The following is a 15,110-nucleotide window of genomic DNA, read 5'->3' on the forward strand; positions in this document are numbered from 1 at the left end:
GCTTCGCCGTTGCGTCACCCTCTGCCTGATGTCTGCCGTCCTGCCGGTGATGGCCCAGACCAAAGCCCTGCCGGAGCCCAAAGGGCGAGCAGTCCTCACGGTCGGCGGCAAGATCGGCGTGAAGAACCGGGGCGAGACGGCGGCCTTCGACATGGCCATGATCGAGGCCCTGCCCCAGCACAGCTTCACCACCCGCACCCCCTGGTACGACCGACCGGTCAAGTTCACCGGCCCGCTGCTGTCGGACGTGCTGGACGCGGTGCAGGCCAGCGGCGCCACCATCAGCGCCGTGGCCATCAACGACTACAAGATCACCATCCCGGCCGATGACACCCGCAAGTTCAAGGTGGTCATGGCCCGCCTGATCGACGACAAGCCGATCTCGGTGCGTGACAAGGGCCCGCTGTTCATCGTCTACCCCTTCGACAGCGCCGCCGAGCTGCGCTCCTCCACCTACTACGAACGCTCGATCTGGCAGCTCAAGGCCATGGAGATTCAATGAACAGCGAGCCCACCGGGCTGGGCCAGTGGCGCACCGGCCAGTGGCTGCTGGCCATCGGCGCCGTTCTCCTGATCACGCTCACGCCGCTGACCTGGATCCAGTGGAAGCAGTTCCGGCTCATGGAGTCGGCCAACCGCAACCAGGTGGATGCGCTGATGTGGCAGGCGTACCAGCTCGAACGCGAGTTCGGCCGCCTGGGCTACGCCCTCCATGCCTCCCTGGACGAGCCCAGCCCGCCCAATGTGGCTGGAGAGCTGCAGGAGCGCTACGAGGTGTTCGTCAGCCGCATCGGCCTGCTCACCGATCTGCCGCGGCGCGATCTGCTGGAAGGCACCACCGCCTACGAGGAGAGCATCGGCAAGGCCCAGGCCTTCGTGCAGCGGGCCGACCCGCTGTTCGCCGACCCGGACGCCCTGATGCGCGACAAGGCCACCCGGCAGGCCCTGACGCTGGAGGTGGAACAGCTTGCACCCAGGTTCGGCGAGCTCACCCGCGAGGCCAACCGGGCCACCGCCCGGCTGTTCGACGAACGCAACCAGCTGCTGCACCAGCAGAGCCTGCTGGTGATCGGCCTGGCGGCCGCCCAGACGGCCCTGCTGCTGATCTTCCTGGGTCTGCTGCTGCGCGAGGTGCGCCGCAAGCAGGCCCAGAACAACCACCTGCGCCAGCTGGGCCGCGAACTCATGGTCGCGCGCGACCAGGCCGAGGCCGCCAACCAGGCCAAGAGCGTGTTCCTGGCCAACATGAGCCACGAGATCCGCACCCCCTTCCAGGGCGTGCTGGGCATGCTCAACCTGCTGGAGGAAAGCGCCCTGGACAACCGGCAGCGCGACTATGTGGAAACCGCGCGCGACTCCGCCCAGCACCTGCTGGGGGTGATCAACGACATCCTGGACGTGTCGTCCATGGAGACCGGCACCCTGCGCCTGGCGCCGGCCCCGGTCGAGGTGTCGTCCATGCTGCACGACGTGGAAGCCCTGATGCAGGTGGCGGCGCGCGAGAAGAACCTGGAACTGCGCATCGAGACCGATGCGTCGGTGCCGACCTGGGTCATGGCCGACGCCACCCGGGTGCGCCAGATCCTGTTCAACCTGATCAACAACGCCATCAAGTTCACACCCCAGGGTGTGATCGATGTGCAGATCGACGCCCTGCCCCAGCGGCCCGGCATCGTGCGCATCCGTGTGCGCGACACCGGCGTGGGCATGGACAGCGAAACCCTGGCGCAGCTGTTCACCCGCTTCTACCAGGCTGACAACTCGCTGCGCCGGCGCATCGGGGGCACCGGGCTGGGGCTGGAGATCTCGCGTAACCTGGCGCGCCTGATGGGGGGCGACATCGAGGTGACGAGCACGCCCGGCGAAGGCTCCACCTTCACCGTGACCCTGGACCTGCCGGCCACGCAGGCGCCCACCGACGCGGTCGACAGCCGCACCAGCGTGCTGACATCGCGCCGCCTGCGGGTGCTGGTGGCCGAGGACCACCCGATCAACCTCAAGTACATCCACATCCTGCTGGAGCAGATGGGCCACGACGCCGTGTTCTGCGAGAACGGCCAGGAAGCCCTGCAGCTGCTGCAGCGCGAGCCCTTTGACGTGGTGCTGCTGGACTACCACATGCCGGTGCTCGACGGCCTGGCCACCACCCAGGCGGTGCGCGCCTCCGACGGCCCCAACCGGGACGTGAAGATCATTCTGGTCACGGCCGACGTGGTCAACGACACCCGGCGCAAGGCCCAGGAAGCGGGCGTCAACGAGTTCACCACCAAACCGCTGCAGGCCTCCGACCTGCGCCGCGCCCTGATCCGCTGCGGCCTGATCGACCCGGCCAGCGAGACGGCGGAACCGGCGCCGGCCCCCGGCCCCTCGCCAGAGGAATCCATCCTGCTGCGCATGGACCAGCTGCCGGAAGAACTGTTCGACCGCGATTCCTACGCCGAGATCCGCTCCATGATGCCGGCCGACACGCTGGACGAGCTGCTGGGCACCCTCTTCGATCCCCCCGTCGGCACCGTGCCGGTGCTGATGGCGGCGCTCGACCAGGGCGAAGCCGCCGAGATCGCCTACCAGGCGCACAAGCTCAAGGGCACGTCCATGCTCATGGGTTTCCGGGCCATCGTGGCCACCGCCGCCTGGATGGAGCGCCTGGCCCAGGACGGTCTGGCGGCCGATGCGGTGGCGCTCAAGCCCCAGCTGCAGGAGGATGTGCGTCGCACCCGCGAGGCCATCGACCGGCTGGAGCCGGTGCAACAGGTCGACTGAAGAGACCGACCGATCGGCCCCGGGCGGGTGTCAGACCCGCCGGCTGATGATCTGGCCGGTCTGGCCGGCCGCCGGATCGAGGGCAGCAGCGTCGTACAGGGCGGCCGCACGGGAGCCGCCACCGGATGCCGTCGGGTCCTTCTCGGCCAGGGCCTGCTCCACCACGGCGGCGCTGGCGTCCCAGGCATCCACCAGGGCCTGCCGCAGGCGTTCGATGGCCTCGCGGTCGGCCTGCTCCCGCGCCTCCAGGGCTTCCTGGTCCGCCTTCTGCTGTTCGGCCTTGGCCTGGGTGTCGGCCAAGGTGGTGGCCACGCTACCATCGGGTGGAGAGGCTGCCGCGTCGGTGCCGGCATCGCCCGGCACGCGGCGCCGGGCTTCCTCGTCGGCACGGGCCGACGCCACCGGACCCACGGGCGCCACGGGCGTGACCACCGCCACCGGCCGGGCCGGGCCGGTCAGCGGCGTGTTCGCACCCGGCCAGCTGGCCGGCGCGGTGGTTGAAATCTGGATCATGGTGAGGTCCCCCATCGACCGCAGCCAGGAGGCTTTCCCGGCTGTCTGACCCTTGATTCGACAAAAAGCGCCGGAACTTGAGCGCTTTTTCGGGCTTCGGTGCGGCCGGCTCAGTAGGCGCGCTCGTTGGCGCTGCACCAGTAGGACTCGATCTGGGCGGCGATGTCGAGGAACCGGGAGAAGCTCACCGGCTTCTCGATGTAGGAGTTGGCGCCCAGGTCGTAGGTGGTCTGCAGGTCGCGCGATTCCCGCGACGACGTGAGCATGACCACCGGAATGCGCCGGTAGTGGGGGTGCTGCTTGAGCTGCTGCAGCACCTCGATGCCGTTGACCCGGGGCATGTTGATGTCGAGCAGGATGACCGCCGGCTGCGGCTCTCCGGCGTCCCATCGCTGCAGGTAAGCGAGCGCCTCCTCACCGTCACGGGCCACCTGGATGGGGTTGGCACAGGCCCGGCGGCTGAAGGCCCGCAGGGTGAGATCGAGGTCCATGGGGTTGTCCTCGACCACCAGGATGGGGGCCAGCGCACCCGGTGCGGCGGTAGCCGAGGGGCTCATGCCGGCAGCTCCACATGAAAGGTGGCGCCCTGCCCGGGCGCGCTCTCGGCCCACACCCGACCGCCCATGCGCTGGGCCGCCTTGCTCACCAGCGCCAGCCCCACCCCGGTGCCGGGGTAGGCGTCGGAGCGCTGCAGCCGCTGGAAGATGCCGAAGATCCTGTCGCTGTATTTCATGTCGAAACCCACGCCGTTGTCTTTCACCCAGATGCGATGGTGCCCGTTTTCGAGCCGGCTGCCCATCACCAGTTCTGGGTAGACACCCGGCCGGTGGAACTTGAGCGCGTTGCCGATCAGGTTGCGCAGGATGACGGCCAGCCCCTCCCGGTCGGTGGTCAGCATCAGGGGCTGCAGCGCCGACAGATCGATCCGGGCGCCCAGGCGTTCGATGTCCGCGCTGTGCTCGTCCAGCACCCGCTCCACCAGCGGCAGCAGCTCCACGGCCTGCTGGTCCAGCGATCGGCGCTCCATGCGCGAATAGGCCAGCAGGTCGCTGATGAGCAGCCCCATCTGGGCCACGCCGCGGCGGATGCGCTCCAGATAGGCGCGCCCGGTGTCGTCCAGCCGCTCGGCATGGTCTTCCTGCAGCAGCTGGCTGTAGCCGTCGATGCCCCGCAGCGGCGCCTTGAGGTCGTGCGAGACGGTGTAGGAAAAGGCCTCCAGTTCGCGGTTGGCGGCCAGCAGCTGCTCGGTGCGCTGCTCGACCCGCTGTTCCAGCTCGGCATTGGTCTGCTCCAGGGCCGCCTGGGCCAGGCGCAGCGCGGTGATGTCGAGCACCGTGCCCGAGAGCCGGTGGCCGCCGTGGGCACTGGGCTCCTTGCGCACGCTGACGCGGAACCACCGCTCCGGCCCCAGGTCGGGGTGGCGCCGGAACTCCAGGCTGTCGGTCTGGCCGGGCTCGCGGCGGGCCGGCACGAAAGCGGCCACCGCCGCCACATCCTGCGGATGCACCAGGGCGAGGTGCGCCTTGAGGTCGCGCGGCGGGCCCTGGGCCGGGTCGATGCCGATGTTGCGGTAGAGCTGTCCGGACCACCAGACCGGCTCGCCCGCCCCGGGGTCGAACGACCAGCTGCCCAGACCGGCGATGGCTTCGGCCTGCTCCAGCAACTGGGTCTGCCGGCGCAGGGCTTCGTTGGCGCGGCTGCGTTCGGTCACGTCCTGCACGGTGGACAGCAGGCGCAGCAGGCGGCCCTGGGCGTCGCGCACCGCACGCACCTCGATCTCGGCCTCCACCAGCTGCCCGTCCTTGCGCACGAAACGCTTGTGCATGCTGTAGCTGTCGCGCAGCCCGTCCTTCATCTGCTGCAGCAAGGCCAGGTTGTTCTGCAGGTCGGGGGACGGGGTCATCTCGGTCCAGGTCATGCGCAGCAACTCGTCGCGCGGGTAACCCAGGATGTCGCACAACCGGTCGTTCACCTGCAGCCAGCGCTTGCTCTCCGGCGAGGAAATGGCCATGCCGATGAAGGGCAGGTCGTAGAACAGCCGCAGCTGCTCGGCCTGTTCGCGCTGGGCCAGCTGGGCTTCCTTCTGCACCGTGATGTCGAGCAGGATGCCGGTGATGCCGATCACCCGACCTTCGGCATCGCGGTCGACGGCCGAGCGGTCTTCGACCCAGATCCAGCGCCCGTCGCCGGTGCGCAGGCGGTATTCCTGGCGGTACTCGTCCGGGCCATGGACCCGGTGGTGTTCCGACTGCGACCAGACCGCGAGCCAGTCGTCGGGATGCACCAGATCGCCGAACGAGAGGCGGCGGGAGACCAGATCCCTCGGGCTGTGCTGCCACTGCTCGATGGAGGCGCTGACGAAGCGGACCGCCCGGTCGGCCTCGGGCGACCACTCCACAAAGACCACCGGCGAGCGGGCCACCAGCGAGCCCAGGTACCGCAGCTCGGTCTGCTGGGCCTGCAGGCGCTGGGCCATGCGGTCGACCTCGTTGCCGATGCTGGCGAGTTCGTCGCGTCCGGACAAGGCGGCACGGGCCTGCAGCTGACCGTCGCCCACCTGCTCCAGCGTGCGCACCAGGCGGCTGGCCCGGGTGAACCACAGGCGGTGCATCAGCAGGGCCAGCAAGGCCGCCAGCACCATCAGCAGGAAGCTCTCGCGCACCACCTCGGTCACCAGGGTGGAACGCAGCCGGGCCTTGGGCAGGGTGAGGTCGACCAGGGTGACCAGGCGCCGGTCACCGGCGAAAGGCGCCACGCCCACCAGGGTGGTGCGGTCCTCCAGCAGGCGCACCTGGATGCCCATGCGGTCGGCTGCGAACAGCTCGGGGTGGCGGGCCGGTGCGGGCATCTGCGCCATCACTTCGTCGAAGCCGCGCCCGATGTCGGCGCGGATGATGGAGGCATTGATGCGGCCGTCGGGCGCCAGCAGGTAGGCCGACTGCATGCCGGTGTACAGGCCCAGTCCGCCGATGATGCGCCGCACCTGCTGGGCATCTTCCAGCGTGGACAGAAAGCTCAGCCGGCTCTGCTCGACGCTCAGGCGCTCGCGCAGGCGTCGGGTCTCCTGCTCGACCACGTCGGCCTGCAGGGTGCGCAGCTGGGACAGGAAGTTCACCCCCGAGGCCAGCACCGCAAACAGCACCATGATCAGGGGCGCCATCCAGCGCCCGGGCAGGCTGACCAGTGACGGGCGGCGGCTCATCGGAGACCTGCTGCAATCACCCGCCGGGCCGGGCCGGTATCCACCATGCGCGTCCAGTCGGGCTCGCTGCGGATCATGCCCAAGCGCGTCATGAGCCGGCCCACCTCGCGTGCGCCCTGCAGCACCGGGCTGGCCGGGTCGGACAGCGCCGCCAGCGATTCGTCGGGGGCAAAGAACTGCAGCCCCTTCATGACGGTGCGGTACTCGGCCAGACTGAGATCGGTGCCCACGCTGAGGGATTCGGCCGCCCCTGCCGGATCGAGCATGAGCAGGGCCAGGCCGCGCTGCCAGGCCTGCAGCATGGCGTCCACCGCCGCCGGCCGGGACTGCAGCACGTCGTGCCGCACCGCCAGCACGTCCAGCACCTGACCGGGGATCTGGCGCGAATCGAACACCGGCCGGAATCCGGCCGCGGCCATCGGGCCGGCCAGCGGCTGGTACGAGACGGCGGCCGCCACCTGACCGGCCTTGAGGGCCTGCAGGTGCAACGTGGCCTCGATGTTGACCTGCCGGACATCACCCGGCGCCAGACCGGCCGCTTCGAGCAGCCGGTGCAGCATGAGCGTGCCCACCGAGGAATCTTCGACCGCGATGGCCTGCCCCAGCAGATCGCCCAGCTGGCGGATGCGGGGAGCGGCCATGACCACATCGCCGCCGCGCGAGGTGTCGAGCAGGGCCACGATGCGCAGGTCCAGCCCGTTGTCGCGCATGCGCAGCACCTCGTCGAAGGTGAGCGCGCCGGCATCGAGCAGGTTGTTGCGCAGGTGGCGCTGGGTCTCGGCGCCGGTGGCCAGCTCCACCACCTGGAGCACGCCGCCATCGAACAGGCGGCGGTCGCGCGCCAGCACCAGCGGGTCGTAACCGACCCAGGCATTGATGCCCAGCCGGGCCGGTGGCAAGGGGGCCTCGATGCAGCCGGTCAGACAGCCGCCCAGCAGGACCAGTGCGCCCCGCCGCCCGACCCGGGGCAGACCGCCCCCGGTGGCTGCAAGGCTCACGGCTGCCCTCCGAGCGGCAGCACCACGGTGAACACCGAGCCGTCGCCGGGCACCGACTCGACCTCGATGCGACCGCCATGGGCCTCGGCGATCTGCTGCGAAATGGTCAGGCCCAGACCGGACCCCTCGAACTCGCTGCGCAGGTGCAGGCGCCGGAAGGGCTGGAACAGCTGTTCCACGTGTTGCGGCTCGATGCCGATGCCGTTGTCGACCACCCGGATGCGGGCCTGGCCCTGGTGGATGCGGGCATCCACCCGCACCTGCGGCACCCGACCCGGGGGCACGAACTTCAGGGCGTTGGACAGCAGGTTCTGGAACAGCAGCGACAGCAGGCTGGCATGCCCTTGCACCACCGGCAGCGGCGAGAGCTCCAGCCGGGCACCGGTGGCGGCCAGGCGGGCCGCCAGTGCATCGCGCAGCTCGGTCAGGGTGCGGTCCAGGGCCACCGGCTGCGGCGGGTCGCCCTCGGCATTCTGGAGCCGGGCGTAGCGGACCACGTCGTCCAGCAGGGTGCGCATGCGGGCGCCGGCCCGGGTGGCCAGGCGCAGGAAATGACGGGCCTCTTCGGGCAGCACCGGGCCATGGTCTTCCTCGACCAGGCCGACGAACTGGACGATGGTGTTGAGCGGCTCGCGCAGGTCGTGCGAGGCGATGCGGACGAACTGCAGCAGGCTCTCGTTGGCCACCTTCAGTTCGTCGGCGGTGCGCAGCAGCTCGTGGTGGCTCTGCTGCAGGTCGCGCAGGGCCACCGCCAGGTTCTGGCGGTCGGTGACGGACGACTGCTTGAGCACATCGTTGGCCTGCTTGAGGCGCAGCTGGGTGCGCACACGGGCCTGCACGATGGCCGGCCGCACCGGCTTGGCAATGAAGTCGGCGGCGCCTTTTTCCAGGCCGGCCTGCTCGAAATCCTCTTCGCTCAGGCTGGTGACCATGATCACCGGCAGGTCGGCCAGTGCCGGCGTGGCCTTGAGGGTCTCCAGCACCTCGAAGCCGTTGAGCCCCGGCATCTGGGCATCGAGCAGCAGCAGGTCCGGCGGGCTGTCGTGGATCAGCCGCAGGGCATCGGTGCCGTTGGTGGAGAACCGCAGATGCCCGAGATCGCGCAGGGCCTTGCCCAGCGCGCGGATCATGCCCGGATCGTCATCGACGATCAGGATGTCCGGCGCCGTCGACCTCTCCCTGCTGGCGATGTCTGCCGGGTCCGCTCGGTTCATGAGGCCGATTCTCCCTGCAAAAGACGGGCGGCGGCAGCGAAATCCAGGGCGTCCATGAGTTGTCCTGCCGCCTCCATGGTGGCGTCGCCCAGGCGGGCGCGCAGGCCGTCGGCCTCGGTCTCGAACACACCCAGGGCATCCATGTCGTTGTTCGACAGCAGACCGATCAGGCGCTGCACCACGGCGTCGCTGGCCGGCGGCACGCCGACCGGCACCGGGCGCGGCACGCCCTGGCGGCCGATCCACTGTGCCGATGCCGCCATCAGCCCTGCCATGGCCTGCTGCAGCGCCTGCCAGGGTTCGGCCAGGGCATCGGCGGGTTCGCCGTCGCGCAGACCACACTCGATGCGGTCGGCCGTGCGGGCCACCTCCACCGCATCGATCATGCTGGCCGCACCGCGCAGCTTGTGCAGGCGGGCCGCCAGCGCAGCCCGTTCCGCCTCGCCGGACGGCGCCGGCCAGGGCTGGGTCGCCATGTCGCCGAAACCGTCGGCCAGCCGGGTGAGGGACAGGCGCAGCAGGGACACGTCGTGGCCCAGGCGGGCGGCGGCCCGGGGGCCGTCGATGCCGGCGATCTCGGGCCAGTCCTGCGGGTTCACCGGCGGTCGCTCCTCGTCCAGGCTGAGCACCGGCACCCGCAGTCCGGTGGCGCGTTCGATGGCCTGCCGCACGGTGCGCACCATGGTGGCGGGCTCCAGCGGCTTGGTCAGGAACTCGTTCATGCCGGCCTCCATGGCGCGCCGCCGTTCCTGGGCCAGCGCGCCGGCGGTCAGGGCCACCACCGGCAGTCCGGCCAGCTCGGGCTGCTGGCGCATGGCGCGGGTGGCTTCCAGCCCGTCCATCTCGGGCATCTGGACATCCATGAGGACCACATCGAACTCCGCCGGGTCCTGGCGCAGGATGGCCAGCGCCTCGCGCCCGTTGCTGGCGGTGGTGACGGTGGCACCTTCGCGCGAGAGCAGGTGGGTGCCGATCTCCAGGTTGATGTCGCTGTCGTCGACCAGCAGGATGCGCACGCCCGGCAGCGACTGCACCTGCCCGCCGCTGCTGAGCACCGGCGAGGGCATCACGCGCGCCTGGCTGCCCTGGCGCCGCACGACGCTGTGGTTGACGGCGTTGAACAGCACCGAGGCATTGACCGGCTTGGTGAGGATGGCATCGGCCAGCCGGCCGACATCCAGGCCGGCCACCCGGTCGCGGTCGGAGGAAGACACCATCAGGGTGGCGGGCAGGTTGACCGCCCCCATCGCCTCGGTGACGCGCTGCAGCGCGGTCAGGCCGTCGATGCCGGGCAGCATCCAGTCCACCAGCATGGCGTCGGGCATCGGCAGCCCCTCGGCCTGGCGGCGGGCCATCCAGGCGACCAGGGCCTCGCCCGATTCGCAGGTCTCGGTGCGCCAGCCAAACGCCCGGGCCATGTCGACCAGCGCCTTGCGTTCGGCCGGCACGTCGTCGACCACCAGCAGTTCCAGCGTGCCCCGGGCTTCCTGGTCGCTGGCCTGCCGCAAGGGCAGTTCGAACCGGAATTCGCTGCCCTGACCCGGGGTGCTGTCCAGCCCCACCGATCCGCCCATGAGCTCGACCAGCCGGCGCACGATCGACAGGCCCAGGCCGGTGCCGCCGAAACGCCGGGTGGTGGAGGCATCGGCCTGCGAGAACGGCGAGAACAGACGCTCCTGCACATCGGCCGGAATGCCCACGCCGGTGTCGACCACCCGCACACCGAGGCGGACCTCGTCGGACGGCGCCTCCGCCGGCAGCGGCAGTCGATCCAGATGCACCGTCACCGAACCCTGCTCGGTGAACTTCAGGGCGTTGCCGACCAGGTTGGTGACCACCTGGCGCAGCCGCAGCGCATCGCCCAGCAGGGTGGCGGGCAAGGTCGGATCGAGCCGGAACGCCAGGGCCACCCCCTTGCCTTCGGCCTGCTGCACGAAGACGGCTTCCATCTCGGTGATGAGCTCGCGCAAGCGGAAGGGCTCGGCCTCCAGCGGCATCTCGCCGGCTTCGATCTTGGCCAGGTCCAGCACGTTGTTGACGATGGCCAGCAGCGACTGGCTGGCCATCTGCGACTTGCCCAGCAACTGCTGCTGCCGCAGGCTCAGCGGCGTGTCGCTCAGCAGGTGGGTCAGGCCGATCACCGCGTGCAGCGGCGTGCGGATCTCGTGGCTCATGTTGGCCAGGAACTCGCCCTTGGCACGCGAGGCCTCCTGGGCCGCCTCGGTGGCCCGGACCAGGTCGGTGATGTCCAGGCGGAAACCCACGGTGTGTCCGTCGGGCATGCGGCGGTCGATCACCCGCACCACCTTGCCGCTGTCCAGACGGTGGACGCTGGTGTGCTCGCCAGCCCGGAAGTCGGCCATGCGGCGCGCGATCCAGCCGGCCGGATCGGCCTGCGCCTCGGGGTACTGGGCCCGGCCCACGCCCACCCGCAGGATGTCCTCGAAGCGGCTGCCCGGCACGATCAGGTCGGCCACCGTCTCGTAGAGCGCACGGAACTTGTCGTTGCAGAAGACCAGCCGCTCCTGCGCATCGAACAGCACGAAGGCTTCGTCGATGGCGGTGATGGCACCGCGCAGCAGGGCCTCGTTGCGTTCGCTGCGGCGCTCGGCCTGCTTGCGGTCGGCCAGGTCGGTGTAGGTGGTGACGAAACCGCCACCGGGCATGGGCGTGCCACGCACCTCGATCGGCGTGCCGTTGGGGCGCTGTCGCTCGAAGCGGTGCGGCACCGGCGTGCGGGCCCGGGCCACGATCTGTTCGACCGCTTCCTCCACGTCCACGTTGCCGTACTCGCCGCGTTCGGCATTGAAACGGATGATGTCCTCGAAGCTGGGCACGCCGTTCTCGAACAGCGGCTCCAGGCCCAGCAGCGTGACGAACTCCTTGTTGCAGGCCACCAGGTTGAGCTGGTCATCGAACGCGCTCAGGCCGCAGGGCAGGTTGTCCAGGATGCTCTGCTGCAGTTCGTTGACCCGCCGCAGCTCGGCCTCCATGAGGTAGCGCGGCGTGATGTCCTGCAGCGCACCGACGATGCGGCGCGGACGCCCCTGATCATCGAGCACCGGTTCGCCCACGGCGCGCACCCGGATCTGCCGGCCCCGCGCCGTGACGAAGGGCAGCTCCAGATCGAAGGGCTCGCCTTCCTTGAGCGCACAGGCGATGGCCGCACGCAGCCGGTCGCGGGCCTCGCCTTCCGGGTAGAAGGCCAGCAGGCGCTCGGGGTCGGCCTGGTAGCTGTCGTCCACCTCGTGGATCTCGCGGGTCTGGCGGGTCCAGGCCACGCTGTTGTCCTCGGGGTCGAACTGCCAGCCGCCCACGCCCGCCACACGGCCGGTGCGGCGCAGCAGCGACTCGCTCTCGGCCAGGCGGATCTGGGCTTCCCGCGCACGGGTGATGTCCTGGTGGGTGCCATGCATCCATTCGGGCTGCCCGTCGTCGGTCCAGCTGGTCACGCGGCCCCGATCGAGCACCCAGACCCAGTGGCCGTCCTTGTGGCGCATGCGGGCTTCGACCTCGTAGTCGGGGGCTTCGCCGGCAAAGTGGCGTTGCAGCGCAGCCTCCGAGAGCTTGAGGTCGTCCGGATGGGTCAGGCGCTCCCAGGTCTGGATGCTCAGCGGTCCGAGCTCGTCGAGCCGGTAGCCCACGATGTCGGCCCAGCGCTCGTTGAAACGGGTCTCGCCGGTCTGCACGTTCCAGGCCCAGGTGCCGGCGTTGGTGCCGCGCAGCACGTCGCGCAGCATGCGGCGCTCGTCCATGAGCGAGGCGGTGCGTTCCCGCACCGTAGCCTCCAGGTTGGCATTGAGTTCGGCCAGGGCCCGCTGGGCCTCGCGCTCGCCGGTGATGTCGCGCACCATGGCCGACACACCGACCACGCTGCCGTCCAGATCGCGCAGGACCGACAGCGACATCGACACCTGCAGGCCATCCCCCTTGCGGGTGCGGCAGGCCAGCTCCAGCACGCGCGCGCCCGACTGGTCGGCCAGACCGTCCAGTGGCAGGTAGCCGCTGCCGATGCGGTCGTCGGGCGCGATCAGCGCCTCCAGCAGCCGGCCCACCGCCTGCTCGGCGCTGTAGCCGAACAGCTCGCGCGCACCCCGGTTCCACGAGGTGACCCGTCCCTGGGCGTCCATGCCGATGATGGCGTCCGACGTCTGCTCCACCAGATCGGCCAGCCGCAGCCGCTGGCTGCGGGCGTCCAGGCGGCGGCGCACGCCCACCCAGTACAGGTACAGCATGACGCCGCCCACACCGCCCAGTGCCACATACATCGGCAGGCGGGACAGGGCCTCGTTCCAGGCACGGGCCTGCAGGCGGTTCACCGGCAAGGTGGCGATGTAGCGCAGGCTGCCCAGATCGGAGTCCGGGTTGCTCTGCAGCACCCGCATGGCCAGCACCACCGGCCCTTCGGGGCTGTTCCAGCGGGTGCGACCGGTCTGCGCGTCCAGCACCTCGACCTGGTAGTCGTCGGTCCAGCGGCGGGCCGGACCGAACTCGTGGGCATACCGGCGCGCTGCGTCCGGATGCTCCAGGTAATCGCCCCGGCTGTTGAGCACCATGGAGGTGACGGCCCCGCCCAGTTCTTCCTCGATGGGGTTGCCCGCCGGCAGCACCGAGATCGGCAGGAACGACACGCTGTTGACCGACATCACCAGCACGGCCACCGGCTGGCCGCTGGCGTCCAGCACCGGGGTGGAGAGCTGGACCAGCGGGCGCAACGGGCGGCGCACCTCGCCGTGCTCGCGCAGCAGGGCCACATCGGAAACGAACACCTCGCCCTGCCCCAGCCGCGCGGCCTGCACGATGGCCTGGGCGTCGGGCTCGGCCCGCAGTTCCTGCGGCGGCACCGCAAACACTGCGTCGCCCCGGCGCTCCACGCGGAACAGCTCACGCGCGCCGTTGCGCAGCCCGGTCAGCCGCAGCGAATGCAGCTCGGGGTTGGCCTTGAGATAGGCCGCGAACAGGCGCTCCAGGGCCCGCTGGTCCCGGCCGAGGCTGGTCCCGTCGAGCGAACGGCCCTGCGCGATGGCCTCGACCTCCGAAGTGGACGCCAGGAACACCACGCTCTTGCGGCGAAACGCCCGCCGGGCATCGACCGCTTCGGCCTGGGCCGACACCAGGGACTCCAGCTGAGCCCTGGCCTGGCGCAGTCCGGCGTTCAGGCGGCTGTCGTGGTCCAGCCACAGCAACGCCGCCACCGCCAGAACGTAGGCGGTGAACACCGTGAGCGTGAGGCGCTGGCGCAGAAAGGCCGACAGCCCGAGACGGCCCCCGTCGGCCGCCATGGACGGGTAGTCGACCGGCACCAGGGCAGCGCCGGCCTCGCGCTGGCGCAGCAACAGCCACAGCAGCAGGGCCAGCACCGTGCTCACCAGGGCGCCCTGCCAGAACCGGGCCGCTGCCGACGAGGTCTGAACCGCCTCCAGCAAGGGCGTGAGCGCGCGCACCTCCAGCACCCAGTCGCGGCCGGCCACCGTGATGTCCCGCCGCGACGGAGCCATGTCCAGCTCCGACCCGTCCAGACCGGTCGTTCGCTGCAGGAACGGCTGCCCGTTGGCCTTGTCGCTCAAGGTGACCGACACCTCGGGGGCCATGGGCCCCAGGTCGGCCAGGATTTCCTCGGCCACCAGCGGTGCATAGGCCCAGCCCAAGGTGGCCTGTCGGCGGGCTTCGGTTTCCACCGGCACCGATCCGCTGCGGTAGACCGGCAACAGCATGAGGAAACCGCTGCCGGCCTTGCCGGAGGCCTGAACCAGCGTGATCGGCGCGGTCAGACGCGCCTCGGTGCTGTCCATGGCAGCGATGGCCGCCTCGCGCCGGTGGACCTCGGAGGCGATGTCCAGCCCGGTGGCCCCGGTGTTGTCGGCCAACGGATAGATGTACTGGATGACGAAGCGTTCGCCATCATGGGGGCCGATCTCCCGGATGCTGAAGCCCGCAGGCCCTTCCTGGCGCGCACGGGCGAGGAAATCGGCCTCGGCGGCGCGCGGCACCTTGCGGATGAAGCCGAAACCCCGGGCTCCGGGAAACTCCCGCCGCATGTCCCGACTGGCCACATAGGCCTCGAAGGCCTGCCGGCTGATGCCGTCACCACCGGCCGCCATCACGGCGCCGCGCGTCCCCTTGAGGCCGTACTCGTAGATCAGGAAGCGGTCCTGGACATGCTGGGCCACGCTGCTGGTGGCCTCGACCAGCCGGCGCTCGGCCGCGCGCCGGTTGTCCTGCAGGGTGGACCAGGCCAGGCCGGCCGACACCAGCATGCCCAGGATCCACAACAAGGTCGCTGAGCGGCGCGGACCGGCCAGTCGCCACATCGAATTCGCCATCCTCCGGGCCTCCACCCACGAACGAGCACGGACGCACCCCGAATGGGCGCCCTTCTGAACCCATGCTAGCACCCGTATACGGGCCACCCGCGTGAAA

8 protein-coding genes are annotated in these 15,110 nt (G+C 70.3%); 2 read left to right on the forward strand and 6 right to left on the reverse strand.

Annotated elements, in window-relative coordinates:
• The first annotated feature begins 28 nt into the window (after positions 1-28).
• Together WD026_RS10105 and WD026_RS10110 are read left to right on the forward strand one after the other, a co-directional pair.
• Positions 29-502, forward strand: a complete 474-nt coding sequence (locus tag WD026_RS10105; RefSeq protein ID WP_425723538.1) for a hypothetical protein — start codon at positions 29-31, stop codon at positions 500-502.
• Positions 499-2,763 (forward strand): ATP-binding protein, encoded by a 2,265-nt coding sequence (locus WD026_RS10110; RefSeq protein WP_425723539.1) that lies wholly within the window; start codon positions 499-501, stop codon positions 2,761-2,763. Before WD026_RS10105 ends, WD026_RS10110 begins: the two co-directional genes overlap by 4 nt.
• 30 nt (positions 2,764-2,793) lie before the next feature.
• Here the strand turns inward: WD026_RS10110 and WD026_RS10115 are convergent, their stop codons facing one another.
• From WD026_RS10115 to WD026_RS10140, 6 genes are all read right to left on the reverse strand, one after another.
• Positions 2,794-3,276 (reverse strand): hypothetical protein, encoded by a 483-nt coding sequence (locus WD026_RS10115; RefSeq protein ID WP_425723540.1) that lies wholly within the window; start codon positions 3,274-3,276, stop codon positions 2,794-2,796.
• 110 nt (positions 3,277-3,386) lie between these two features.
• Positions 3,387-3,833, reverse strand: coding sequence for a response regulator (locus WD026_RS10120; protein ID WP_425723541.1), 447 nt, complete (start codon positions 3,831-3,833; stop codon positions 3,387-3,389).
• A complete protein-coding gene (locus tag WD026_RS10125) occupies positions 3,830-6,478 on the reverse strand; it encodes a PAS domain S-box protein (RefSeq protein WP_425723542.1) in 2,649 nt (882 codons plus the stop codon). Before WD026_RS10125 ends, WD026_RS10120 begins: the two co-directional genes overlap by 4 nt.
• Positions 6,475-7,476 (reverse strand): ABC transporter substrate-binding protein, encoded by a 1,002-nt coding sequence (locus tag WD026_RS10130; RefSeq protein ID WP_425723543.1) that lies wholly within the window; start codon positions 7,474-7,476, stop codon positions 6,475-6,477. Before WD026_RS10130 ends, WD026_RS10125 begins: the two co-directional genes overlap by 4 nt.
• Positions 7,473-8,690, reverse strand: coding sequence for a sensor histidine kinase (locus WD026_RS10135; protein WP_425723544.1), 1,218 nt, complete (start codon positions 8,688-8,690; stop codon positions 7,473-7,475). The genes WD026_RS10130 and WD026_RS10135 overlap by 4 nt, the downstream gene beginning before the upstream one ends.
• Positions 8,687-15,013 carry a PAS-domain containing protein gene (locus WD026_RS10140; protein ID WP_425723545.1) on the reverse strand — a complete coding sequence of 2,109 codons (6,327 nt, stop codon included), beginning with the start codon at positions 15,011-15,013 and terminating at the stop codon, positions 8,687-8,689. The genes WD026_RS10135 and WD026_RS10140 overlap by 4 nt, the downstream gene beginning before the upstream one ends.
• Positions 15,014-15,110: the final 97 nt, after the last annotated feature.

The organism is Hydrogenophaga sp. R2 (genome assembly GCF_049843595.1).
Classification (GTDB): Bacteria; Pseudomonadota; Gammaproteobacteria; order Burkholderiales; family Burkholderiaceae_C; genus Hydrogenophaga.

Coding starts and splice junctions, on each gene's coding strand:
- WD026_RS10105 (WP_425723538.1), top strand. CDS start 29: ATGTCTGCCGTCCTGCCGGTGATGGCCCAGACCAAAGCCCTGCCGGAG.
- WD026_RS10110 (WP_425723539.1), top strand. CDS start 499: ATGAACAGCGAGCCCACCGGGCTGGGCCAGTGGCGCACCGGCCAGTGG.
- WD026_RS10115 (WP_425723540.1), bottom strand. CDS start 3,276: ATGATCCAGATTTCAACCACCGCGCCGGCCAGCTGGCCGGGTGCGAAC.
- WD026_RS10120 (WP_425723541.1), bottom strand. CDS start 3,833: ATGAGCCCCTCGGCTACCGCCGCACCGGGTGCGCTGGCCCCCATCCTG.
- WD026_RS10125 (WP_425723542.1), bottom strand. CDS start 6,478: ATGAGCCGCCGCCCGTCACTGGTCAGCCTGCCCGGGCGCTGGATGGCG.
- WD026_RS10135 (WP_425723544.1), bottom strand. CDS start 8,690: ATGAACCGAGCGGACCCGGCAGACATCGCCAGCAGGGAGAGGTCGACG.
- WD026_RS10140 (WP_425723545.1), bottom strand. CDS start 15,013: ATGGCGAATTCGATGTGGCGACTGGCCGGTCCGCGCCGCTCAGCGACC.